This is a genomic window from Pedobacter sp. 22226 (assembly GCF_052045455.1).
Taxonomy (GTDB): Bacteria; Bacteroidota; Bacteroidia; order Sphingobacteriales; family Sphingobacteriaceae; genus Pedobacter; species Pedobacter jeongneungensis.
This window is the reverse complement of the sequence record NZ_JBQEPB010000005.1, coordinates 103,845-128,867: the sequence shown is the minus strand read 5'-3', so window position 1 is coordinate 128,867 and position 25,023 is coordinate 103,845. Positions and strand designations below refer to the sequence as shown.

Here is a 25,023-nt window from a genome sequence, read left to right as displayed (position 1 = left end):
GCCAATATGGACTACATAGACTATTATAAAATCCTCGATTTAAAGAAAGATGCAACAACTGAGGATATTAAAAAAGCTTATAGAAAACTAGCCAGAAAACACCATCCTGATCTCAACCCGGATAATGAGGAAGCCAACAAGAAATTTCAGCAGATTAATGAAGCTAACGAGGTTTTAAGTGATCCGGAGAAAAGGAAGAAGTACGATAAATATGGTAAAGACTGGCAGCATGCCGATCAGTTAGATGCCCAGCAACAGCAGCAAAGGCAATACCAATCGCAAGGTGGAGGTTATGGTGGTGGCAGCAGTTATTCAGGAGGTTTTGGCGGAGATGATTTTTCTGATTTCTTCTCATCCATGTTTGGAGGTGGTGGTGGCAGAAGCAGCCGTAATTCACCTTTCAAAGGTCAGGATTATAATGCCGATTTGCAGCTCAACCTGCTCGATGCCTATACTACACATAAACAAACTTTAACCGTAAATGGCAAACAGGTACGTATTACCATTCCGGCAGGGGTAGAAAACGGCCAAAAAATTAAACTTCCGGGCTATGGTGCACCGGGCGTTAACAATGGCCCTCCGGGCGATCTTTTCATCAAATTCAACATCACCGACGATCCTAAATTCAAGCGGAAAGGAAACGACATCTACATTCAGGAAGAAATAGATGTGTACACTGCGGTTTTAGGTGGAGAAAAAATTGTAGAAACACTTAACGGCAAGGTAAAACTAAAAGTACCTGAAGGTACACAACCAGATGCCACCCTGCGCTTAAAAGGCAAAGGTTTTCCTGTGTATAAAAAAGAAAACCAGTTCGGCGATCTTTACATCAAATGGCAGGTAAAACTACCCACCAACTTAAATCCTGAGCAAAAGGAACTATTCGAAAAACTTTCCAAATTCTAACCATTATGGAAACCAATTTAATATCAGTAGAAGATATCTGTGCTTATCATCATGTGGAAATTAATTTTATCCAGTCTCTCGAAGATTTTGGACTAATTCGTACAACGATTAAAAAGCAGTCGGTTTTTTTACCTGTAGATGAGTTGTCTAAACTGGAGCAGTATCTCCGCCTGGCGCAAGACCTCGAAATCAATTTAGAGGGGATTCATGCTGTTTCCCATTTGCTAAATCAATTGCAGCATATGCAGGAAAAAATAACCACACTTCAGAACGAATTAAATTATTATAAGCAACTCAATCAGCACTAATAAACAACCGTTTGTGCAATATTTTGCATCAAAAGTGGTAATAAAAACACTACCTTTTTAAGATATCTTTCTTAAATTGGCAGTCTAATTTTAAAAAATGAGCGATCTTTCTTCAAAATTCATCGAAAAAATAAAATCATCCTATGCCCCAACGGGCTCGTACATTTATTTAGGCGCCGGAATTTTAGACGGACAGATTTACAGCGAAGCCGAAGTTAATTTATCACTAAAAATGATGAACAGGCACGGCCTGATTGCCGGAGCAACCGGAACAGGTAAAACGCGTACGCTACAATTACTGGCAGAACAGCTGTCGGATGCCGGAGTTCCTGTTTTTATGTTAGATGTTAAAGGCGATCTGTCTGGTTTAAACCAGCCCGGTGCGGTTAACCCTAAAATAGAGGAACGGGCCCAGCAGCTTAATAAGCCCTTTACTCCAACCGGTTTTCCAATCGAGGTTTATTCACTTTCCGGTAAAATGGGTGCCCAGATGCGTGCAACCGTTCTCGAATTTGGCCCTACCCTTTTATCGAAAATTTTAGATTTAAACGATACACAGGCAGGTGTAATGGCGGTAATATTTAAATATGCCGATGATAACAAAATGCCCATTATTGATTTAAATGATTTAAAAAAACTGATTTCCTATTTATCAGAGGGTGCAGGTGCTGCCGAAATTAAAAGCAGTTATGGCAGTATTTCAACAGCCACATCAGGTACCATGTTAAGAAAAATCGTTGCTATAGAACAGCAGGGATTAGGCGGTATGTTTGGCGAAAAATCATTCGATATTGAAGATCTTTTCGAACGGGTTGATGGTAAAGGAACCATTAGTTTATTAAACATTGCCGATGTTCAGAACCAGCCCGTATTATATTCTACATTTTTACTCAGCTTACTGGCCGAGTTATTTAATACCATGCCGGAGGTTGGCGACTTAGATAAGCCAAAGCTGGTATTTTTCTTTGATGAAGCACATTTATTGTTCAAAAACTCATCAAAAGCATTTTTAGAACAGATAGAAACCATTATCAGGTTAATCCGCTCAAAAGGTATTGGCGTATTCTTTTGTACACAGGCTCCCAGCGATGTCCCTGAAAGTGTTTTAGGTCAGTTGGGTAACCGCGTACAGCATGCATTAAGGGCATTTACCCCAAATGATGTAGATGCGCTGAAAAAGACGGTTAATACTTATCCAAAATCAGATTTCTACGAGATTGATAAAATATTAACCTCATTAGGAACCGGACAGGCTTTGGTTACCGTACTGAATGAGAAGGGTATCCCAACGGAAGTATCGGCAACCCTGCTAACCCCGCCAAGAGCTGTTATGGGACCACTTACTGCTGCAGATTTCGAGCAGCTGGTTCACGCCAGTCCGATGTACACGAAATACAAAGATGCCATTGATCCGGAAAGCGCGTACGAAATTTTAACCAAACGCATTAACGATCAAACTGCGGCAGCCGAACAACAAAAACAAGAAGCAGAAGCCCAAAAGCAGGCCGAACAGGAAAGTAAACCGAAGCCGGGTGAAAAAAGCCTGGTTGAACAGGTTATGGGTGCAACCATCACCCGCCAGATCGGCAAGGAGATTGTCCGTGGTATTTTCGGCATGTTAACCGGAAAAAAAACACGGTCGAAAACCGGCGGAGGATTGTTTGGCTTCTAAAAAAGATTAATTAACCTAATAAAATACGCAAATTATTAATTTCGCAATAAACCCGGCATGATTAAATAGATATTTTAATCATATCAGGTCGTCCCACAAATAAAGAACAATAAATGAAACCCACCCTATTAATATTGGCTGCAGGTATGGCAAGCCGTTACGGAAGTATGAAACAGATTGATGGTTTTGGCCCTAATGGCGAAACCATTATCGATTATTCGATATATGATGCCATAAATGCAGGTTTTGGTAAAGTTGTATTTATCATTAAAGAAGAGTTTGTAGATAACTTTAAAGCTATTTTTGAGCCTAAACTTGCAGGCAGAATTGAAACTGACTACGTTTTTCAGAATTTCGATTTAAAACAGTTCGGTATCGAAGAAGAAATTTACAGAGAAAAGCCCTGGGGTACTGCCCATGCAATCCTTTCGGGCAGGAATGTAATTAAAGAACCATTCTGCGTAATTAACGCAGATGATTATTATGGTTACGATGCCTTTAAAAAAATGGTTGATTTCTTAACCACAGAAGTAAGCGACAGTAATTATTCAATCATTGGTTACGAAATCGGCAAAACATTATCTGAGTTTGGTGCTGTTTCGCGTGGTGTTTGTAAAGTTGACGCATCAGGTAACCTGGAAGAAATTGTAGAACGTACTAAAGTTTATCCAAAAGATGGCAGTATTTTTTACGAAGAAAATGGTGAAGAATTTCCTTTAGCTTACGAAACACCGGTTTCGATGAATTTCTGGGGCTTTACACCAGCAGTTTTCAAAATTACAGAAGAAATGTTCAGGGATTTTGCAGAAGCAAATAAAGACAAGCCAAAAGCTGAATTTTTTATTCCGCTAATCGGCGAAAACCTGGTAAAAAGAAATATCGCAACCTTTAAAGTAGTGCAAACGCCTAACAAATGGTTCGGTGTAACTTATAAGGAAGATAAACCATATGTTCAGGACAGTATTGACCAATTAGTGAAGAACGGAACATATCCGGAAAAACTATGGAACTAAATTTAGATTCCGAAGTTTTAAAAGCCTACGGATATACTAAAGAAAATACAAAAATTACACAAATAGGTACGGGTTTAATTAACCGTACTTATTTGCTTTCGCCCCAAAGCGAAGAACGGAAATACATCCTTCAAAACATCAATACTTCCGTTTTTCAATCACCACAGGCCATTGCCAATAACCTTAGGGCAATTGCAGATTACCTCACCGTTAATTATCCCGAATACCTTTTTATAAAACCTGTTTCTACGATTAACAGCGAAGAAATGGCACATATCCGCAACGAATAATGGCGGATGCTTCCTTTTGTGCCCAATACCATCTCTTTGGATGTGCTTGCTGATCCTAAACAAGCCTATGAAGCTGCCAGGCAATTTGGTAAGCTGAGCAGACTGCTGAATCGATTTGATGCGAAAACACTTCAGCCAACCATCCCGGGTTTTCATGATTTAGGTTTAAGGTATGAGCAATTTATGGAAGCCTTAAACCAGGCATCAGAACCTGAAAAAGAGCAGGCGAGTACACAAATCAGAGATGCATTAAGCCATAAGTACATTTTAGATTATTTTAACTCATATGCACATCGCACCGATTTCCCTGACCGTGTAATGCACCATGACACGAAAATCAGCAATGTGTTATTGGATAGCAAAACATACGAAGGCATCTGCGTAATTGATCTGGATACGATTATGCCCGGCAAATTTATTTCCGATCTGGGCGATATGATGCGTACCTACCTCTGTGCTTTCTCCGAAAATGAAACCGATCTGAATAAGATCAAAATTCGTTTGCCTTATTTCGAAGCGATGATAAAGGGTTATTTATCTGAAATGAAAGGTATTTTAACGGAAACAGAAAAGGAGCTTATCTTATTTTCGGGCAAATACATGATTTACATGCAGGCCTTACGCTTTTTAACCGATTTTTTAAGCGGAAACAAGTATTACCCAACAAGTTATCCTGCACAAAACTTAGATCGCGTTAAAAACCAGTTTAAATTGCTTTACGAATTAGCTGTAAACGAAAAAGAATTACAGGATATTATTGAAGAGTATTTGGTTTAGAAATTGTTCTTCACCTAAGCCTGACTGTAGCATCCCGCTACGAAATACAATATTAAAAATAAACCTACTGCAATATTGACCATATAGACATCTAAGGATCATATAAGTGCTTTTTCAAACCTGCAAGGTTTATATCATAAGTCCTACATTTTAAACCCGACAGCAGCAAAAATCCTTTTTGTTTGCAGCCACCCTGAATATCCTGTCATGCTGAGGCACGAAGCAACCCTAAGCGATGAAAAAGATGCTTCGTACCTAAGCATGATAGAAGTTCAAAAAGATTGTAGCGAATGGCGGGGCTGCAGTTCCCGAAGAGTACAGAACCCTTCTTTTCCTGATTATTTCACCATTTAAGACATTTAAGAAACATATAAGTACTCTTTACAAAATGCGGGGATTTTTATAACCCCTCCTCAATAAACCCGACAGCAGCAAAATCCTTTTTGTTTGCAGCCACCCTGAATATCATGTCATGCTGAGGCACGAAGCAACCGTAAACGATGAAAAAGATGCTTCGTACCTCAGCATGACAGAAGTTAAAAAAGATTGTAGCGAATGGCGGGGCTGCAGTTCCCGAAAAGTACGGAACCCTTCATTTCCTGATTATTTCACCATTTAAGACATTTAAGAAACATATAAGTACTTTGTACAACATGCGGGATTTTTATACCACAAGCCCTGCACTCTAAACCCGACAGCAGCGATTCCGATCCTTCATCGGAAGTAGCGAATGGCGGGGCTGCTGTTTCCTAAAAGTACGGAACCCTTCATTTCCAAAATCTTTTGAACCATATAAGACATAGGAGAACATATAAGCCCTTTTTGAGCCCCTCGAGGTTTAGCCCACAAAAAAAGCGCTCCTGAAATTAATCAGGAACGCTTTCTATTTTTATCCTCCCAAGACTCTCGACTCAGGACTGAAGACTCAAGACTTATTTATCTTCTTTTACTTCTTCAAAATCAACATCGGTAACGTTATCGCCACCACCCTGAGGCTGACCATCAGCTTGTGGTTGTTCGCCACCTTGAGGCTGACCGCCATCTTTGTACATTTCCTCAGATGCTGCGTTCCATGCATTTTGCAATTCAGCTTGTGCTGCATCGATATCTGCAAAGTTACGTGAACCGTGAGCTGCTTTTAATTTCTCTAAACCAGCTTCGATTGGTGCTTTTTTATCAGCAGATAATTTATCACCAAACTCTTTCAACTGTTTTTCAGTAGAGAAGATCAATGCATCAGCACCGTTGATTTTATCAGCTTCTTCTTTTTGCTTAGCATCATCTGCAGCATTAGCTTCAGCTTCTTCTTTCATTTTTTTGATCTCAGCATCAGTTAAACCTGAAGATGCTTCGATACGGATTTTTTGCTCTTTACCGGTAGCTTTATCTTTTGCACTTACGTGTAAGATACCGTTGGCATCAATATCGAATGATACTTCTACCTGAGGCACACCACGAGGTGCTGGTGGAATACCATCTAAAATGAAACGGCCAATTGTACGGTTCTGACCGGCCATAGGGCGCTCACCTTGTAAAATGTGGATCTCTACCGAAGGCTGGTTATCAGCTGCAGTTGAGAAAGTTTCCGATTTTTTGGTTGGGATAGTAGTGTTAGACTCGATTAATTTAGTCATTACACCACCCATAGTTTCGATACCTAATGATAAAGGAGTAACGTCTAATAACAATACATCTTTTACATCACCGGTTAACACACCACCTTGAATAGCAGCACCAATAGCCACAACCTCATCAGGGTTAACACCTTTACTTGGCTCTTTACCAAAGAAAGCTTTAACCGCCTCCTGAATAGCAGGGATACGGGTTGAACCACCTACCAAAATAATTTCGTCGATATCGCTTGTGCTTAAACCAGCATTTTTCAAAGCAGATTTACAAGGATCGATAGTACGTTTAATCAAACTATCAGCCAATTGCTCAAATTTAGCACGCGATAATGTGCGTACCAAGTGTTTAGGGCCGCTGGCATCAGCAGTAATATATGGTAAGTTAATTTCAGTAGAAGTTGTGCTAGATAACTCAATTTTAGCTTTCTCAGCAGCTTCTTTTAAACGTTGTAACGCCATTGGATCTTTTGCAAGGTCCATGTTGTTTTCCGCTTTGAATTCTGAAGTTAACCAATCGATAATAATGTGGTCAAAGTCATCACCACCTAAGTGTGTATCACCGTCAGTAGATTTTACTTCGAAAACTCCATCACCTAACTCTAACACAGATACGTCGTGTGTACCACCACCACAGTCAAACACAACAATTTTCATGTCTTTGTGTGCTTTATCTAAACCATAAGCCAAAGCAGCTGCAGTAGGTTCGTTAATGATACGTTTTACAGATAAACCTGCAATTTCACCAGCTTCTTTAGTAGCCTGACGTTGTGCATCGTTAAAATAAGCAGGTACAGTAATAACCGCTTCTGTAACTTCCTGACCCAGGAAATCTTCAGCAGTTTTTTTCATTTTTTGTAAAATCATCGCAGAAATCTCTTGTGGAGTATATTTTCTGTCGTCGATTTCTACACGAGGTGTATTGTTATCACCTTTAACTACTTTATAAGGTACACGTCCAGCTTCTTTCGCACTTTCGTCGTAGCTGCTACCCATAAAGCGTTTAATCGAATATATCGTTTTTGTTGGGTTGGTTATAGCCTGACGTTTAGCAGGCTCGCCAACCTTGCGCTCACCGTTTTCTGCAAAAGCAACAATAGACGGTGTAGTACGTTTACCCTCACTGTTTGCGATAACTACAGGCTCATTGCCCTCCATTACGCTCACGCAAGAGTTTGTTGTTCCTAAGTCTATTCCAATAATTTTTCCCATTGTATTTTTAATTTCTCTTTTTAAAGTATTATAATTTCTACTCCTGTTAAACAATGCTTGTGCCAATTGGTTTTTGGCAGAAAATATAGGTAAAAGACTGTTAAAATGTAAAAAAAGAGACTGGTATCTACTGACAGCATGACAGAGAATGATGGATGATGGGAAATGGAAGATGGATGAGGGAAGATTAAGACTGAAAACTAAAGCTGAAAGAGAGATTATTTAAAAGTGATTTGAAAATGAAAGTTCGAATCTCGTCGGGAGCAGCAGCCCCGCTATCCGCTTTACTTCGTTGCACTCGTGTTCGCTCCTATCGGGTTTATGTACAAGGGCAGGTGCAAAAAATAACCACAAAGTTTACTATATTTAAATTACAATCCATCTGTGCAATCATTTAAATCAGTGTAATCCCTATTATATGCAATTAGCAGCTCAAATCGCAATCGGCTTAGTAGCCTTCATTCACCTCTATATCCTTTGGTTGGAAATGTTCGCATGGACCACCAGGGCACCAAAAGTTTTTAAAACCATCCCGAAAGATTTATTTGTGCCAACTAAAACTCTGGCAGCAAACCAGGGCTTATATAATGGATTTTTAGCAGCGGGTTTAATCTGGTCGTTATGTATAAGCGATCATCAATGGAAATTTTATGTAGCGATATTCTTTTTAACCTGTGTAATTATCGCCGGCATTTATGGCGCCGCAACGGCCAGTAAAAAGATCCTTTATGTGCAATCAATACCGGCATTGGTAGCCTTGATTTTATTGCACTTATAAACAACGCTATTGGTTGGTATCATACCGGCTAAGTCAATCTCCTTCTATTGGTCGGTGCCGCACCGACTAAGATGTTTCTCAACATTAGTTATGTATGCTAAAATTATCCGCTCTTCTCATCTTATTTACGCTCTTCGGGTTTAAACCTATTGAGAACAACAAAATAAATATCGATAGAATTAAAGAAGCCCTAACTTTCTGCAAGAAAAACAACATGGACACTTCCATCGCTATTATGGTTGATATGAGTATCCACTCGGGCAAAAACAGGATTTTTGTTTACGATTTTAAACAAAAAAAGATCACCATCGAAGGTTTATGTGCCCATGGCGTTGGCGGTGGAAGTACTCCAACCAAGCCGGTTTTCAGCAATAAAGAAGGAAGTTATTGCACTTCATTGGGCAAATACAAAGTTAAAGGCCGCGCATACAGCAATTGGGGCGTTCATTTCCACTATAAAATGTATGGGTTAGAAAAAACAAACAGTAATGCTTTTAAACGGATTGTGGTTTTACATTCTTACACGCCAGTTCCGGCCCAGGAAATTTATCCGCAAACTTTATTCGGACAAAGTGCCGGCTGCCCTGTTTTATCAGATGCTACCATGAGTAAAATAGATGCACTGCTAAAAACGAAGAAAAAACCGGTCTTGCTTTGGATTTATGTTTAATTAATGGAAAGGAAAGTTAAAAGAGTAATCGTCATTTTGACTAAAGCGCATTCCCGAAAATTCGGGAGAGAAATCTATGGATTAACAAACTCAAAGATTTCTCCACTGCGGTCGAAATAACGACCCTTCGCGGGCATCTAATCAAGACAACTCCAGCAATCTTTCCAAATGATGGTAACCAATTCCGAAATATTCCTTGCTTGCTTTTATTTTCTCTAAAATTCTCTTTTGCTCTTCGTTCTTCGGACTTCCGACTAAAGACTTCGGACTTTTTTTCACCCCCACCACAAGCACATTCTTAGGCGTATGCGCATCAGAAATAAATTCAAATACTTTTGTTTTATAGCCGAAATATTCTAAAATTAAAGCACGGATACCATCGGTAACCATTTCGGCCTGGCGTTCTAAAAAGATGCCATATTTGGTTAAAAACGAAACATCATTTTTTACTTTGTTTTGCTCAATTTCCCTGCGGATTTGCTTGTGACAACAAGGTGCAACCACAATCAGTTCGGCATTGGCTTTAATTCCTTTAAAAATAGCATCATCAGTTGCCGTATCGCAAGCGTGAAGGGCAATTAGCAGGTTTACATCATCAGCATTATAATCTTCAATCGTACCCTGTAAGAAATTGAGTTGGGCAAAAGAAGATTTTTCTGCAACCTGGTTACAAAGATCAACCATATCCTGGCGGTATTCGACTCCCACCACTTCGCTTTCCAGCTTTAAAACCGAATGCAGGTAATCGTACAGTGCAAAAGTTAAATAACCTTTCCCCGAACCCATATCTGCAACCTTTTTTATCGTTCCTGCTGGTAATTCTTTAATTAAAGAACTTAAAATTTCGATGTAATGGTTAATCTGGCGAAATTTATCCTGTGCATTTTTAAAAACTTTCCCTTCCGCGTCTGTGATTTTTAACTCGGTTAGGTACGATTTCGAATCAGGCTTAATTAATCTGGTTTTTTCTTTATCGTGGCCGGCAGACGGGACTTCTTTAGCCGATGCTGTGGTTTCCCTCAAAACCACTTTACCATTATTCAGTTCTTCTAAAATCAGGTCTTTTTCTGTGGTAAACAGAGTGCCGATTTTAAATCCTTTTTCCAGGTAATCAGCAATCAAATCTACAGCTTCATTAATGGCATAGTTCTTTACCACGTCGCGGGTTTTATAGCGATAGGTAAAAGCCAGCTTATCATCCCGTTTAATCACCACTTTACGGATAAGTATTTGCTTTAATGCTCCCTCTGCACCTTTATAATTACCTAAAGAAATTTTCACGAAAGTTGCGGCATCCACACTTTCTTTTAAAGCTTTAGTAAACTGTTTAATATATTCTGACACGCCCATTGATAATTTTGAACTGCAAAGATAATCAAGTTTATCCGGAGCTGAACATGTGTGGAATAATGTAACAATAGAGCGACTATACAGCGAATGATGAAGATGTAAAAGGGAAAATGGAATAAATTTCTGCTAGAAAACCATTATCAAAGCATTAAATAAATGAATCACGTAATACGATTTAGAAATGCGTAGTGATATTATTATCTATATTGATTACAAAATAGACAAACGTTTTTTTTTCAAAAAATTAAACTTTAGATTAGGGTATTTAAATAGCTAACCAAAACACATGAGTGACTTTCAGATAAAAAAATCGCCTACCGTATATGATGCCATTATTGTTGGTTCAGGTGCAGGTGGCGGAATGGCAGCCTACGTTCTGGCACATGCAGGACAAAAGGTTTTATTGCTCGAGGCCGGTCAAAATTTCGATCCGCGATTAGATTCACATCAATTAAAATGGCCCTGGGAATCTCCCCGCCGTGGCGCAGGTACCGTTCGTCCGTTTGGAGATTTTGATGCTTCTTACGGTGGCTGGGAATTAGAAGGAGAGCCTTACACCCAGAAAAACAAAAGCGAATTCGAATGGTTCCGTTCGCGCATGCTTGGCGGTCGTACCAATCACTGGGGCAGGATTTCTTTGCGCATGGGTCCGGATGATTTTAAACCCAAAGATGGTTTAACCGATGCCTGGCCTATTACTTACGCGGATGTAAAACCCTTTTACGATAAAGTAGACCGCATGATCGGCATTTATGGAACGGCTGAAGGGATTGAAAGCGAGCCGGATGGCATTTTCATGAAACCGCCAAAACCAAGGTTAAACGAACTTTTCATTAAAAAAGGTGCAGAAAAAGCGGGCGTAAAAGTAATTACCGGCCGTGGATCTGTTCTTACCGAAGCTTTGCCAAATAATAACGACCGTGCACCTTGTTTCTATTGCGGCCAGTGCGGAAGAAGTTGTAAAGTGTATGGCGATTTTTCAGCTTCCTCATGCCTGGTAAACCCCGCGGTAAAAACCGGAAATCTTACTGTAATTACCGATGCCATGGTGCGCGAAGTAATTACCGATAAAGATGGCTCAGCAAAAGGCGTTTCTTATGTAAACCGTAAAGATCTTCAAGAATACCAGGTAAATGGTAAACTGGTTATTTTAGGTGCCAGTGCCTGCGAATCTGCCCGTATATTACTTAATTCAAAATCTGCATCGCATCCAAACGGCCTGGCCAATAGCAGCGGTGTGGTTGGAAAATATTTACACGACTCTACCGGGGCAAGTGTTTCGGGCTTTCTTCCACAATTAATGGATAGAAAACGCTATAATGAAGATGGCGTTGGTAGTGTGCACATTTATTCACCCTGGTGGTTAGATAACCGTAAACTCAACTTTCCACGTGGTTACCACATCGAATATTGGGGCGGAATGGGCATGCCGGCTTATGGTTTTGGTGGTGGAGTAGCTGAAATGAACGGGATGGTACCTGGCCGGGATGGCAAAATGAAAGAAGCGGGAGGTTACGGAAAATCGTTAAAAGATGATTACCGCCGTTTCTACGGAACCGGAGTTGGAATGGCTGGCAGAGGTACCGCAATTGCCAGAGAAAGCAACTATTGTGAAATCGACCCGAACACGGTAGATAAATATGGTATTCCGGTTTTAAGATTTAATTATAAGTGGGATAAGGATGAAATTCTACAGGCGAAACACATGCAGGAAACCTTTCTTTCAATTATGAAAGAAATGGGCGCCGTGGTTACTTCAGAAATTCAGGGCGCCGATACCAATTACGGTTTACTAAACCCGGGCAAAATCATTCACGAGGTAGGAACCATCCGCATGGGCGATGATCCTAAAAAATCGGCACTGAATAAATATTGCCAGGCACATGACTGTAAAAACCTTTTCGTAGTTGATGCAGGTCCATTTGTTCAACAGGGAGATAAAAATGCCACCTGGACAATTTTAGCCCTTTCTATGCGTACCGCCGAATATATTTTAGCTCAAAAGAAAAAACAAAACATTTAAGAATTACCAACTATGAACAGACGTGATTCCATAAAAGCATTAGGTTTAACAGCCATTAGTACAACTGTACTTTTGGATGCCTGTAAACAACCTGAAAAAAAAACAGAAGCCGCTGCACCGGAAGAAACCGCGAAAGAGGCTGGTAGGGAACAATGGGAAATAGACCGCGACAAAAGCCTGAAATCGGAAACTTTTTTCACCAAACATGAAATGGCAACTATAACGATTTTGGCCGATATCATTATCCCTAAAGATGAGGTTTCGGGCAGTGCATCTGATGCTAAAGTGCCTGAGTTTATCGAGTTTATTGTGAAAGATATTCCCGAACATAAAGTACCCATGCGTGGCGGCCTGAAATGGCTGGATGTGTACAGCTTTAATAAATTCCAGAAACCATTTGTTGAAGCTTCTGCCGACCAGCAGATTTCGATCGTAGATGAAATTGCCTATCCTAAAAAAGCCCGGCCGGAAATGCAGGCAGGAGTAACTTTTTTCAATAGAATGAGAAATTTAACGGCGTCGGGTTTTTACACCACAGAAATCGGGGTTAAAGACATTGGTTATGTAGGTAATGCCCCAAACCAATGGGCAGGCGTTCCTGCTGATGTACTGAAACAGTACGGTATGGAAAATGTGAAGATATAGTTATAAAGGTCAAGTTTAAAAAACTTGACCTTTTTTATTTATTGATGTAGTTCGTGGGGACACAAACCACGGCGCATGGAAAATGTGAAGGTATAATGCAAAAAATCGTCATTGCCAGGCACGAAGCAATCCTACAACTATCGCTACCTTTTAGCGCATTAAGATTGCTTCGTGCCTCGCAATGACGAAAACTTATATAAACTATTCCACTATCAATATCAAACCTTTTCCTTTTTCTACAGGAACAGATTTTCCCTCAGGATAACTTCCTGCAGCCTGGAATTTCTCAATTGCTGGAGCAGTAATTTTAACTTTCGATGCCTCTATATCCAATTTAGCCCAATCAAGGGTTAAATTAACCTTAGTATCCCCTTCTGCCCAACTCGCCAAAGCAATCATTGTTTTTCCCTGTTTTTTGTAAACTGTAGCCAACACTTTCGGATTATCCGTTTTAACCGGACAGTTTTCGCTCCAGTAACCGATCATTTCGGATCCTTTGATGCCGAAATTATCCCATGCTTTCCACAATGGTTTCGGGTCGCTTTTCTCCGACCAGCCTAAACGACTCGTCATGCCATAAATCATACCACGCCATGGGTTGCCATCATCCTGTAACATCTCACCCATTAAACCAAAGGGAATGCCGCTTACTTCTGTTAAAAAGAAATCGGGATTATTTTTTTGGTAATCGAAATATTCGCCAAACCACAAGCGGTTGAGGTAAGGAAAATGTTCGAGATATAAAATGGCGCTGTTGTTAAAACCATCACTCTTATTGTATTGGTTTGCGGAGTGCAGATCGATAATGCCCGGATGATTATTCTGTGTCAGTACACGTTTAATACGTTTCATGGTTACGCGATCGAAGGCTACGTCATCTAGATACACCCCATCTATCCCAACGTTATTTACCAGCCAGTTCATGCCTTCTACATAATAATTATGCCAGCGGTTCATTCCGCTGTTAATCACAGCTGCATCTTTAATTTCGGGTACAAACCAGGCAGCAATATAATTGGAATCTAAATGCTCCTGTAACCAGCTAAAACCGCCGCCTTTGCCGGGCGAATATACTTCGGTACCTAAACTCCTTAAAGCTGGCCACTCATAAGCATGGTTAGATAACTCACGAACGGTATTGTAAATTTTTACTTTTAATCCTTTCGAATGGGCATTATCGATATAGTTCTTCATCTTTTTCCATTCAATGAAAGGATAATTGATCCATGGATTAATCGGTGTGGCATGGTGAATGTTCACTACTGTTGCACCGGTAGATTTAATCGAATCCAAATCGCCATATTTATGATAAAAGCGGTTATCCCATTGAAAATCGGTATTGATTAAGTGAAAAGGCGTAATCAATAAATTGAAATTATAATAAAGCGCATCGCCCTTTTTCATGCTTCTGGCACCTGTAAAATTATCGGCCAGCATAGAACTGCCTTTTACATTAATCTGGATACCACCTTTATTAACATTACCCCACGATTTTGGCAATAATAATGGTTTCTGAAGATAAAAATTGGTATTGAGCGGACGAACATAGTTCTCATCTCTCAAATTGTAATACAGACCCGCATTCACGTTTCCGATCCATACCGCATCCTGATTTTTATTGGCAACATCCCACTTCCATTTTACGGTATCAGGTCTAACGCCACCTTTTTCGCCCAATCCCATTAAATATTTAGTAGAGCCTTTATCAAAAGGAATATGAAAATCAACATTACTGAATTCCACATCTTTTAACGCTGTAACCTTAACTACATAATGCACATAACCATCAAACTCTAAAGCTCCTTCAAGATCCATTTTCAGGTTTTCAGAAGTATTTGTCGCCGACCATTTTACCGTTCCTGCTTCTTTACGGGTGATCTGGAAATTGTTGGGAACAAATTTTTCCTGTGTTTTTGGGGTATTGTAAAAATGAAAGTGGATCGGTTCTGCCAGAATATTATTTGGTTTTTCACTGTAACCGGTCATCTCTGCATTAAAAAACGTTTGGATTTGTTTAGGGAAACCATCAGTATTAATCTCGAACTTTCTACCCAAAAGAGAGATTACATTTCCTTCAACCGTTAGTGGTGTATAAGGAGCTACCACAGTATTTGCCTGTGCCAAAGTAGAATTTAACCAGGTTAAACGGGTCTGTTTGTTTGGTGTTCCAACCCCTGCATCGGCTAAAACTTCGTTGGTAACGGTAATTTTAGCATCAATCACTTTAGCCTTTCCGTTTGCTTTAAACGTAAATTTACCTGCGTAAATACCTGCAGATGTAGCCTTAGGAACATTTACAGTAATCCACAATGGTTGTATTTTACCTGCTGTTACATTTACGGTCTCCACCAAAGGTTTGTTATCGTAACTGGTTCCATGGGTATTTAAGCAATTGATGTATTTTGAAGAAATTACTTTTCCTGTTGTCGTTTTCAAATCACCAAAGCTCACCTCAACATTTTTTAAATTCTTTAATGCATACACGCCAAGTTGAAAGGCATAATTTTCGCCTTTGCTTGCTGTTCCGTTAAATGAATTGCTTGCACCTTTCTGTACCCAACGATAAGGCAGATCGTTTTGCATTTTGACCGGAAACATTCTATCCTCAGGAAATACGATAAATGCTTCTGAAGAATATTTTGCCTTAATTAAAGCGGTTTCTTTAGCTGTGGCGATGATTTCCATCGGATAAAAGGAATTGAAAGCATCGATAGACTGAATCTCTACCACTGAAGCGTTAACCTTAACCTGCTTTGCAGTAGCTAACCAGGCCTGATCTGCTTGTTTAGGTTTGATATACACACCTTTTGGATAATTGCTCCTGCCTTCGTTTTTATAAGCCAGATAGTACACGTAATACTTGCCTGGGCCAGCGGTTTCGAAATAAACATCAGCACTTTCTCTGGTTAGTTTATCTGTTCCAACAACCGAAATGGTTTTACCGCTGGCATCCTGAACAATGATTCCCTTTAATTCAGGATGTTCATCTCTTCTGCGCCAATCAATTTTTGCATGGGCAATTTTGCCGCTACCTGCAAACTGGAGCACAACCCTGTGGTTACCCAACGAATCAGGATTCCAGGCGTTGTTGCCATTGGTATATTTTAGTATTTGTGCATGAAGGGATAGTTGCCCCAACAGACAGAGCAATAGAAAAAGCCTAAATTTCATTATCAATTTGTTTTAGGCTAATTTATGTATAGCAGATTGAATTAAAGCTATGTAATGAAAAAATGAGACAAACGTTTGCCTTGGTTTGGTTTAATAGTTCATTAGTCAATAGTTTATTGTTTTAAGGTATTGTCATTCTGAGCGCAGCGAAAAATCCCTGACCTATTGATGCAGAAATTTGAGTGCCCACAAATTGTTGTAGCTACGGTTTACCTATGGATTCAGTGTTCTATTGCTTAGAGATTCTTCACTGCGTTCAGAATGACAGAAAATAAAAAAAGTCCTGCTCTTTCGAACAAGACTTTCTATTGCTTAAGGTGAATAAAATTATTCTCCTTTTGGTTCTTCAGTAGCAGGAGCTTCTTCAGCAGGAGCAACTTCTTCGGCAACTTCAGCTTTTGCTTCAGCAGCTTTAGGTGCAGCAGCAGCTTTACTTCTACCACGACGAGTTGTTTTCTTCTCTTCTTTAACTTCTACATCTTTACCGTAAACTGTATTGTAATCTACCAATTCAATTAAAGCCATCTCAGCGTTATCACCCTGACGATTGTTTAATTTAATGATACGAGTGTAACCACCTGGACGGTTTGCAACTTTCTCAGCAATTTCGCGGAATAAGATTGTTACTACTTCTTTATCTTGTAAGTAAGCAAATACAGTACGACGTGAGTGAGTAGTATCATTTTTTGATTTAGTGATAATAGGCTCAACATAAGTACGTAAAGCTTTAGCTTTAGCTAAAGTTGTTGTAATTCTTTTGTGCAAAATAAGTGATGAAGCCATGTTAGCTAACATCGCCTTTCTGTGGCTTGCGGTTCTACCTAAGTGGTTTACTTTTTTACCGTGTCTCATTGTTTTTTAATTGAGTGCATACCGTCTCTTTGCAATTAAGCTGAGGGAATTATGCACTGTGAAAAATTATTTATTTTAGTTGAGGTTTTAGAAAGGAAGACTCACGACTCCAAACTAAAGACTCATGACTAATCTTACTCTTCGTCTAATTTAAATTTAGACAGGTTCATACCAAATGATAAACCTTTTGATTTTACTAATTCCTGGATCTCTGTTAAAGATTTTTTACCGAAGTTTCTGAATTTTAACATATCAGCAACATCGTAAGAAACTAAATCAGCCAAAGTACGGATATCAGCAGCTTTTAAGCAGTTTAATGCCCTAACTGAAAGGTCCATATCCACTAATTCAGTTTTAAGGATTTTACGCATGTGTAAAATTTCCTCATCAACTTCTTTAGTTTCTTCTTTAGCCTGAGATTCTAATACTAAATTCTCATCCGAGAATAACATAAAGTGTTGGATAAGGATCTTAGCCGCTTCTTTTAATGCTTCTTCAGGATGAATTGAACCGTCAGTAGAGATATCTAAAACCAATTTTTCATAATCCGTTTTTTGCTCAACACGAAAGTTTTCGATCGTGTATTTTACATTTTTCATTGGAGTATAAATCGAATCGATTGCGATTACACCTACAACAGCATCAGCAACTTTATTTTCTTCAGCAGGTACATAACCACGTCCTTTATTGATGGTTAATTCCACTTCCAAAGTAACAGATTTATCCATGTTGCAAATTACATGCTCAGGGTTTAAAACTGTAAAGTTGTTAGAGAATTTAGTGATATCACCAGCTTTAAACTGGTCCTGACCATTAACGATGATGAAAACTTTTTCAGAATCACCTGAATCACCAGTTTTCTTAAAACGAACTTGTTTTAAGTTTAAGATGATATCAGTTAAATCTTCTACAACACCTTTCATGGTAGAAAACTCGTGAGAAACGCCTGAAAAACGAATAGTAGTAATAGCATAACCTTCTAATGAAGAAAGTAATATTCTTCTTAAGGCATTACCAATTGTTACACCGAAACCGGGCTCTAAAGGACGAAATTCAAATGTGCCATCGAAATCAGTTGATTTCTGCATGATCACTTTGTCTGGTTTCTGAAATGCTAAAATTGCCATTTATATTTTTTTAAATTCGTTATTGAATATATAGTAACAAGAAAAAAGTTAATTACCCTTTTGAGGTAATTAACTGTCTTATTTATTACTTTGAGTATAACTCGATGATTAAGTTTTCCTTGATGTTTTCAGGAATCTCATCACGTTGAGGGTAAGTTAAGAATTTACCGGTTAATTCACCAGCATTCCACTCTAACCATGCGAACTTGTTAATTGTTCTGCCTGCAACTGAGTTACTAATTGATTCTAAAGATTTAGATTTTTCACGAACAGCAACCACATCACCAGCTTTTAACTGATATGAAGGGATATTTACAACTTCACCATTCACGGTTACGTGTTTATGGCTAACTAACTGGCGTGCACCAGAACGGGTTGTTGCAATACCTAAACGGTAAACTGTGTTATCTAAACGTGCTTCTAATAATTGAAGTAAGTTATCACCAGTGATACCTGCACGTGAAGATGCTTTTTTAAACAAGTTACTGAACTGTTTTTCTAATACACCATAAGTGTATTTTACTTTTTGTTTCTCCATTAACTGGATAGCATATTCAGATTGTTTTCCTCTTCTTTTTGATGAGCCATGTTGCCCAGGAGGATAATTTTTTCTGTCTAACACCTTATCAGGACCGAAGATTGGTTCTCTGAATTTACGGGCGATTTTTGATTTTGGGCCTGTATATCTTGCCATTTTTTTTCTGTTTTTAAAGTATCATCCAGCCTGTAACTGGAGATTCTTAGCTTTAAAATTAATTAAACTCTTCTCTTTTTAGGAGGACGACATCCGTTGTGAGGAAGTGGAGTAATATCTTTGATAGATGTTACTTCGATACCTGCTACTTGCAAAGTTCTGATTGCAGATTCACGACCTGAACCCGGACCTTTTACAAATACTTCAACTTTACGTAAACCTAAATCAAACGCAACTTTACCGCAATCTGAAGCTGCCTGACCGGCTGCATACGGAGTGTTCTTTTTAGAACCTTTAAAGCCCATTTTACCAGCAGATGACCATGAAATAGTCTGTCCGTTGTTATTTGTTAAGGTAACGATGATGTTGTTGAAAGTAGCATTGATATGCGCCTGACCAACAGGCTCAATTACAACGATACGTTTTTTTGTTACTTTTTTACTCTTAGCCATTTTATCTTTTAGATTTTAGATATGAGACTTGAGATATGAGAATTTCTCTACCCCGATACTCAGTATCCTACTTTTTATCTTTTGTTCCAGATCTGAGCAGATTTTAAAGACATGGTTCTCATATCTAAAATCTCACCTCTCCTATCTATCTATTACTTAGTAGCTTTTTTCTTGTTAGCAACTGTTTTTCTCTTACCCTTACGAGTACGTGAGTTGTTTTTAGTACGCTGACCACGAGAAGGTAAACCTTTTCTGTGACGTAAACCGCGGTAACAACCGATATCCATTAAACGTTTGATGTTTAACTGAACTTCAGAGCGTAAAGCACCTTCTACTTTAATCTCATCGTTGATCATTGTACGGATTGCTGATAACTCATCATCAGACCAGTCTTGTACTTTTTTGTTCAAATCGATACCTGCAGTAGTTAAAATACGTTGCGCAGTTGTTCTGCCAATTCCGTAGATGTAGGTTAAACCGATCTCTCCTCTTTTGTTTCTTGGTAAATCAATACCTGAAATCCTTGCCATATTTATTTATGTTTTTACGTAATTCCGAACGGCGGGCCACCGTTGTGCGGTTGATTACAATATTCTTAATTACCCCTGACGTTGCTTGTATTTAGGATTTTTCTTGTTAATTACGTAAAGTTTACCTTTACGGCGAATAATCTTACAATCAGCGCTACGTTTTTTAATTGATGATCTAACTTTCATTTTATTTGTATCTATAAGTAATGCGTCCTTTTGTTAAATCATAAGGAGACATTTCCAATTTAACTTTATCCCCAGGAAGAATTTTGATGTAGTGCATCCTCATCTTACCTGAAATGTGCGCAATAATCTCATGCCCGTTCTCGAGTTCTACTCTGAACATCGCATTAGATAATGCTTCTCTTATTACTCCGTCTTGTTCAATTGAGGCTTGTTTAGCCATATTTTATTGATTGTTACTTAATTAGCTGCTTCTAAACAGGGTTGCAAAATTAAATAAAAAATTTTAATTATTTATTTTTTTTGTTGTAAAACTTCTTCTATTATAGAAAACGTTGATAAAACCTCTGCTTTGCCCTTTTTTACGGCTACTGTGTGTTCAAAATGTGCCGATGGCTTATTGTCTTTACTCGTTACTGTCCACCCATCCTTATGGAATTTAACACCGGCAACGCCTGCATTGATCATGGGTTCTATCGCAATTACCATTCCTTCTTCAAGTTTTGGTCCCGCACCACGCTTTCCATAATTCGGAACTTCTGGTTTCTCATGAAGCTTTACGCCAACACCATGTCCTACAAGTTCTCTTACTACGCCAAATCCATTAGTTTCTGCATGGTTTTGAACAGCAAAGCCAACATCACCGATACGCATACCGGCAACTGCTTTCTCTATTCCCAATTCCAGGCAACGTTTGGTAACCTCAACCAGTTTCTGTTTTTCGGCATCAATTTCCCCGATCGAGAAAGTATAAGCCGAATCGCCAAAATAGTTGTTTTTGATTACGCCACAATCAACTGAAATCAGATCTCCTTCTTGAATCACATACTCACCTGGAAAACCATGAACAACCTGTTCATTGGGTGAAATACACAAAGAATAAGGGAAACCGTTATAATTTAAAAACGCAGGGATTGCTCCGTTGTCACTTATAAACTCGTATGCCAGTTTATCTAATTGGATAGTAGTCATGCCTGCCTTTATCACTTTAGCCACTTCAGCCAAAGTTTTCGAAACAAGCATGGAACTTTCTCTTATCAACTCGATCTCCTCAAGAGATTTGTAATAGATTTTAGACATTCAGTTAAAGTTTTGAATGAATGAATTTTGAGTGAGTAAAATGCATAAATCAGCTTTTTACTTATTCAATCATTCAAAATTCAATAATTCCATTTCTTACAACGCTGCGTTGCTACTTGCAGCAGGAACACCTGTTCTGCCTGTAACCCTACCCGTTTTCATTAAACCATCGTAATGGCGCATCAATAAATAGCTTTCGATCTGTTGTAAAGTATCCAATACAACACCAACCAAAATCAATAAAGAAGTACCACCAAAGAAGTGTGCAAACTCTTGTTTAATACCAAACTTAACCGCTAACGAAGGAAGGATAGCAATGATCGCTAAGAATACTGCACCCGGGAAAGTGATTTTAGAAATTACATCATCAATAAAAGTTGATGTTGCAAAACCTGGTTTAACACCTGGAATGAAACCACCGTTTTTCTTCATATCATCGCTCATTTGAGTTGGATTAACTGTAATGGCGGTATAGAAGAAAGTAAATGCAATAATTAAAATAGCGAACGTTAAGCTATAAGCCAACGAAGTTGTGTTACTAAACTGGATTAACCATGAACCCTGTAAAGAAGGAACAAACTGCATTAAAGCACCTGGAATGAACATTAACGCCTGAGCAAAAATGATTGGCATAACACCTGCAGCATTCACTTTTAAAGGAATGTACTGACGAACACCACCAAACTGGCGGTTACCAACAATTTTCTTAGCGTATTGTACAGGCACTTTACGTACACCCTGAACAATTAAAATGGTAAACATTACCACAGCAAATAATGCAACGATCTCTAAAACCAAAGCAACCGGGCCTCCACCTTCACTGGCAGAACCTACACGGGCACTAAACTCCTGAGAAATTGCAACTGGTAAACGGGCAATAATACCAACCATAATGATTAGTGATGTACCGTTACCAATACCTTTATCAGTAATTTTTTCACCTAACCACATTACAAATAATGTACCTGCCGTTAATACAAACGTAGATAATACTAAAAATAAAGTGTTTGGCAATAAAATAGCTTCTGCAGGAACCTGCGTTTTAACGTAACCAACAGATTGAACGATTGTGATCGCTACCGTTAGGTAACGGGTAATCTGGTTCATTTTCTTTCTACCACTTTCGCCCTCTTTCTGCATTTTTTGGAAAGAAGGAACAGCAATACCCAATAGTTGCACCACGATAGACGCAGAGATATAAGGCATTACCCCCAATGCTAAGATAGACACACGAGAGAAAGATCCTCCGGCAAACATATCCAGTAAGCCTAAAAGTCCCGATTTTTCGTTATTGCCTAAAGCAGTTGGATCTACACCTGGTAAAACCACGTGAGATACGAAACGGTATACCAAAAGAATTAAGAGCGTAAACAATATACGCTCTTTTAATTCCTGAATTTTCCAGATATTACTTAAAGTAGTAAATAGCTTCTTCATTTAATAATTACAATTTTACAATAGAACCACCTGCAGCTTCAATAGCTTTTTGTGCGGTTGCAGAGAACGCATGTGCTGTAATTTCTAGCTTTGCTTTAACTTCGCCACGACCTAAAATTTTAACCAAGTCGTTTTTAGAAGCTAAACCATGTGCTTGTAAAGCAGCAAAATCGATAGTTGTTAAGTTGTGTTTTTCAGCTAAAGCTTGTAAAACATCTAAGTTTACACCAATGTACTCAGTACGGTTAATTGGTTTGAAACCAACTTTAGGCACACGACGTTGTAAAGGCATTTGACCACCTTCGAAACCGATTTTGGTTTTGTGACCTGAACGAGAACCCGCACCTTTGTGACCACGGGTTGAAGTACCGCCACGACCAGAACCTGTACCACGACCAATTCTTTTGCTGTTTTTTGTAGAACCTACTGCAGGTTTTAAATTACTTAAATTCATTTTTTTGAATTTGTGTTGCCCTTCGCTTTCACTAAACAGGTACAACGATAAATAAATAATGACTGAATTTTGAATGATTGAATGTTTTGCAATATGCACATTCTTCCACTCAAAATTCATTCATTTGATAATTCTCTTAAATTGCTTCGATTGCTACCAAGTGGTTCACTTTGCGAACCATACCGATAATTTGTGGTGTAGCTTCAACCTCAACACTTTGGTTCATTTTTGATAAACCCAAAGCCTGAACGGTTCTTTTTTGGCGCTCGCTTCTGTCGATAACGCTTTTTACTTGTGTTATTTTGATCTTAGCCATGATTTTATCCGTTAAATACTTTGTTTAAATCAATACCACGGGTTTGAGCTACTGTATAAGCATCGCGCATTTTAGTTAACGCATCAACAGTTGCTTTTACCACGTTGTGTGGGTTAGATGATCCTTTAGATTTTGCCAGTACGTTATGTACACCAGCACTCTCTAATACGGCACGCATCGCACCACCTGCAATTACTCCGGTACCTACTGCAGCTGGTTTGATCAATACAAAACCACCTGAGAATTTACCGATTTGCTCATGAGGAACGGTACCGTTTAAAATTGGAACTTTTACCAAGTTCTTTTTAGCATCATCCACACCTTTTGCAATTGCTTCAGTTACCTCTTTCGCTTTACCTAAACCGAAACCAACAACACCGTTTTCATCACCTACAACAACAATTGCTGAGAAGCTGAAAGTACGGCCACCTTTGGTTACTTTGGCAACACGTTGTATACTAACCAAACGATCCTTTAATTCGATATCGGTGGTTTTTACTCTTTTTATATTAATAGTTGACATCTTACTTTTTCTTCAGATTAAAATACTAAACCAGCTTCGCGGGCACCCTCTGCCAACGATTTTACACGACCGTGGTATAAATAGCCGTTTCTATCGAAAACAACTTCTTTAACACCTGCAGCGATTGCTTTTTCGGCAACTAATTTGCCTACAGCTACTGATTGGTCGCTCTTGTTTCCAGTACCAGTAAAATCTTTCGATAATGATGATGCTGATGCTATTGTTGTACCGGTTACATCGTTAATTACCTGCGCATAAATCCCTTTATTGCTTCTATATACAGATAACCTTGGACGTTCTTCCGAACCGGTAAGTCTTTTTCTGATCCCTTTTTTAATACGATCTCTTCTTGATAATTTTTTACCTGCCATGATTACTATTTTTTAGATGCTGATTTACCTGCTTTTCTTCTTAACACTTCACCTACAAACTTGATACCTTTACCTTTGTATGGCTCTGGTGCACGTAACGAACGGATTTTCGCTGCTACCTGACCGATCAATTGTTTGTCAATACTTTCTAAAATAATTTTAGGCGTCTGACCTTTTTCTGAAGATGTAGTTACTTTAATCTCTTCTGGTAACTGGAATACATAATGGTGAGAATAACCTAGAACCAGATCTAATGTATTACCTGTGTTTGTAGCACGGTAACCAACACCTACTAATTCCTGGGTTAATTTGTAACCTTCTGTAACACCAACAACCATGTTGTTAAGCAATGAGCGATATAAACCGTGTAATGCTTTGTGTTTCTTTTGTTCTGAAGGACGTTGAACTGTTAAAATTCCGTCTTCCTGACTTACAGTGATATCTGTATCAACTGCTTGTGTTAATTCACCTTTAGGACCTTTTACAGTTACTACGTTATCATTTGATACGGTAATTGTAACACCTGCAGGGATTGTAATTGGGGCTTTTCCTATTCTTGACATT

29 protein-coding genes are annotated in these 25,023 nt (G+C 38.8%); 12 read left to right on the top strand and 17 right to left on the bottom strand.

Annotated features, from left to right (window positions below; genetic code table 11):
- Positions 1–6: 6 nt before the first annotated feature.
- From ACTJKC_RS12760 to ACTJKC_RS12725, 8 genes are all read left to right on the top strand, one after another.
- Positions 7–906 carry a DnaJ C-terminal domain-containing protein gene (locus tag ACTJKC_RS12760; protein WP_440792391.1) on the top strand — a complete coding sequence of 300 codons (900 nt, stop codon included), beginning with the start codon at positions 7–9 and terminating at the stop codon, positions 904–906.
- 5 nt (positions 907–911) lie between these two features.
- Positions 912–1,214 (top strand): chaperone modulator CbpM, encoded by a 303-nt coding sequence (locus ACTJKC_RS12755; protein ID WP_344852750.1) that lies wholly within the window; start codon positions 912–914, stop codon positions 1,212–1,214.
- Between the two features lie 97 nt (positions 1,215–1,311).
- Complete coding sequence (locus ACTJKC_RS12750; RefSeq protein ID WP_440792389.1) at positions 1,312–2,886, top strand: helicase HerA-like domain-containing protein; 1,575 nt, start codon at positions 1,312–1,314, stop codon at positions 2,884–2,886.
- A gap of 113 nt (positions 2,887–2,999) precedes the next feature.
- Positions 3,000–3,899, top strand: a complete 900-nt coding sequence (locus ACTJKC_RS12745) for a nucleotidyltransferase family protein (protein WP_440792387.1) — start codon at positions 3,000–3,002, stop codon at positions 3,897–3,899.
- Positions 3,890–4,189: a hypothetical protein gene (locus ACTJKC_RS12740; RefSeq protein ID WP_440792385.1), complete on the top strand. Its 300-nt coding sequence runs from the start codon at positions 3,890–3,892 to the stop codon at positions 4,187–4,189. Before ACTJKC_RS12745 ends, ACTJKC_RS12740 begins: the two co-directional genes overlap by 10 nt.
- 6 nt (positions 4,190–4,195) lie before the next feature.
- On the top strand, positions 4,196–4,966 hold the full coding sequence (locus ACTJKC_RS12735; protein WP_440792383.1) for a phosphotransferase enzyme family protein: 771 nt from the start codon (positions 4,196–4,198) through the stop codon (positions 4,964–4,966).
- Positions 4,967–5,173: 207 nt separating this feature from the next.
- The gene (locus ACTJKC_RS12730; RefSeq protein ID WP_440792381.1) at positions 5,174–5,320 is read left to right on the top strand and encodes a hypothetical protein; all 147 of its coding nucleotides are present in this window, start codon (positions 5,174–5,176) and stop codon (positions 5,318–5,320) included.
- Positions 5,321–5,438: 118 nt separating this feature from the next.
- Positions 5,439–5,585, top strand: a complete 147-nt coding sequence (locus ACTJKC_RS12725) for a hypothetical protein (protein ID WP_440792379.1) — start codon at positions 5,439–5,441, stop codon at positions 5,583–5,585.
- 313 nt (positions 5,586–5,898) lie between these two features.
- Here ACTJKC_RS12725 and dnaK read toward each other — a convergent pair whose 3' ends face one another.
- Positions 5,899–7,803 carry a molecular chaperone DnaK gene (gene dnaK, locus ACTJKC_RS12720; protein WP_344852745.1) on the bottom strand — a complete coding sequence of 635 codons (1,905 nt, stop codon included), beginning with the start codon at positions 7,801–7,803 and terminating at the stop codon, positions 5,899–5,901.
- Between the two features lie 418 nt (positions 7,804–8,221).
- On the opposite strand from dnaK, the gene ACTJKC_RS12715 reads away from it, so the two are divergent.
- Entirely contained in the window at positions 8,222–8,581 is a 360-nt protein-coding gene (locus ACTJKC_RS12715) for a DUF1304 domain-containing protein (RefSeq protein ID WP_344852744.1), read from the top strand.
- A gap of 94 nt (positions 8,582–8,675) precedes the next feature.
- On the top strand, positions 8,676–9,251 hold the full coding sequence (locus ACTJKC_RS12710; protein WP_440792376.1) for a murein L,D-transpeptidase catalytic domain-containing protein: 576 nt from the start codon (positions 8,676–8,678) through the stop codon (positions 9,249–9,251).
- A 141-nt stretch (positions 9,252–9,392) separates the two neighbouring features.
- On the opposite strand, the gene ACTJKC_RS12705 is transcribed toward ACTJKC_RS12710, so the two are convergent.
- Positions 9,393–10,601, bottom strand: coding sequence for a class I SAM-dependent methyltransferase (locus ACTJKC_RS12705; RefSeq protein WP_440792374.1), 1,209 nt, complete (start codon positions 10,599–10,601; stop codon positions 9,393–9,395).
- Positions 10,602–10,887: 286 nt separating this feature from the next.
- Here ACTJKC_RS12705 and ACTJKC_RS12700 point away from each other — a divergent pair, with 286 nt between their 5' ends.
- A complete protein-coding gene (locus ACTJKC_RS12700; RefSeq protein WP_344852741.1) occupies positions 10,888–12,624 on the top strand; it encodes a GMC family oxidoreductase in 1,737 nt (578 codons plus the stop codon).
- Positions 12,625–12,636: 12 nt separating this feature from the next.
- Positions 12,637–13,269 (top strand): gluconate 2-dehydrogenase subunit 3 family protein, encoded by a 633-nt coding sequence (locus tag ACTJKC_RS12695; RefSeq protein WP_440792372.1) that lies wholly within the window; start codon positions 12,637–12,639, stop codon positions 13,267–13,269.
- Positions 13,270–13,470: 201 nt separating this feature from the next.
- On the opposite strand, the gene ACTJKC_RS12690 is transcribed toward ACTJKC_RS12695, so the two are convergent.
- The 15 genes from ACTJKC_RS12690 to rplF all read right to left on the bottom strand — a co-directional run bounded on the left by ACTJKC_RS12690 (position 13,471) and on the right by rplF (position 25,022).
- Complete coding sequence (locus ACTJKC_RS12690; RefSeq protein WP_440792370.1) at positions 13,471–16,440, bottom strand: glycoside hydrolase domain-containing protein; 2,970 nt, start codon at positions 16,438–16,440, stop codon at positions 13,471–13,473.
- 327 nt (positions 16,441–16,767) lie between these two features.
- A complete protein-coding gene (gene rplQ / locus ACTJKC_RS12685) occupies positions 16,768–17,292 on the bottom strand; it encodes a 50S ribosomal protein L17 (RefSeq protein ID WP_187591693.1) in 525 nt (174 codons plus the stop codon).
- Positions 17,293–17,426: 134 nt separating this feature from the next.
- Positions 17,427–18,419, bottom strand: coding sequence for a DNA-directed RNA polymerase subunit alpha (locus tag ACTJKC_RS12680; RefSeq protein WP_025145205.1), 993 nt, complete (start codon positions 18,417–18,419; stop codon positions 17,427–17,429).
- A gap of 85 nt (positions 18,420–18,504) precedes the next feature.
- Positions 18,505–19,113: a 30S ribosomal protein S4 gene (rpsD, locus tag ACTJKC_RS12675; RefSeq protein WP_025145206.1), complete on the bottom strand. Its 609-nt coding sequence runs from the start codon at positions 19,111–19,113 to the stop codon at positions 18,505–18,507.
- Positions 19,114–19,175: 62 nt separating this feature from the next.
- On the bottom strand, positions 19,176–19,565 hold the full coding sequence (rpsK, locus tag ACTJKC_RS12670; RefSeq protein WP_010599885.1) for a 30S ribosomal protein S11: 390 nt from the start codon (positions 19,563–19,565) through the stop codon (positions 19,176–19,178).
- A gap of 152 nt (positions 19,566–19,717) precedes the next feature.
- Positions 19,718–20,095, bottom strand: a complete 378-nt coding sequence (gene rpsM / locus ACTJKC_RS12665; RefSeq protein ID WP_010599886.1) for a 30S ribosomal protein S13 — start codon at positions 20,093–20,095, stop codon at positions 19,718–19,720.
- Between the two features lie 69 nt (positions 20,096–20,164).
- Entirely contained in the window at positions 20,165–20,281 is a 117-nt protein-coding gene (gene rpmJ / locus ACTJKC_RS12660; protein ID WP_010599887.1) for a 50S ribosomal protein L36, read from the bottom strand.
- 1 nt (position 20,282) lies between these two features.
- Positions 20,283–20,501 carry a translation initiation factor IF-1 gene (infA, locus tag ACTJKC_RS12655; RefSeq protein WP_010599888.1) on the bottom strand — a complete coding sequence of 73 codons (219 nt, stop codon included), beginning with the start codon at positions 20,499–20,501 and terminating at the stop codon, positions 20,283–20,285.
- Between the two features lie 71 nt (positions 20,502–20,572).
- Entirely contained in the window at positions 20,573–21,358 is a 786-nt protein-coding gene (gene map, locus ACTJKC_RS12650; protein WP_440792365.1) for a type I methionyl aminopeptidase, read from the bottom strand.
- Positions 21,359–21,454: 96 nt separating this feature from the next.
- Positions 21,455–22,795, bottom strand: coding sequence for a preprotein translocase subunit SecY (gene secY, locus ACTJKC_RS12645; protein WP_025145209.1), 1,341 nt, complete (start codon positions 22,793–22,795; stop codon positions 21,455–21,457).
- A gap of 7 nt (positions 22,796–22,802) precedes the next feature.
- Entirely contained in the window at positions 22,803–23,249 is a 447-nt protein-coding gene (gene rplO / locus ACTJKC_RS12640; RefSeq protein ID WP_344852735.1) for a 50S ribosomal protein L15, read from the bottom strand.
- Between the two features lie 136 nt (positions 23,250–23,385).
- A complete protein-coding gene (gene rpmD / locus ACTJKC_RS12635) occupies positions 23,386–23,565 on the bottom strand; it encodes a 50S ribosomal protein L30 (protein ID WP_010599892.1) in 180 nt (59 codons plus the stop codon).
- Between the two features lie 4 nt (positions 23,566–23,569).
- A complete protein-coding gene (gene rpsE / locus ACTJKC_RS12630) occupies positions 23,570–24,088 on the bottom strand; it encodes a 30S ribosomal protein S5 (protein ID WP_010599893.1) in 519 nt (172 codons plus the stop codon).
- Positions 24,089–24,105: 17 nt separating this feature from the next.
- Positions 24,106–24,459, bottom strand: a complete 354-nt coding sequence (rplR, locus tag ACTJKC_RS12625) for a 50S ribosomal protein L18 (RefSeq protein WP_090501109.1) — start codon at positions 24,457–24,459, stop codon at positions 24,106–24,108.
- Positions 24,460–24,464: 5 nt separating this feature from the next.
- Positions 24,465–25,022 (bottom strand): 50S ribosomal protein L6, encoded by a 558-nt coding sequence (gene rplF, locus ACTJKC_RS12620; protein ID WP_344852734.1) that lies wholly within the window; start codon positions 25,020–25,022, stop codon positions 24,465–24,467.
- Position 25,023: the final 1 nt, after the last annotated feature.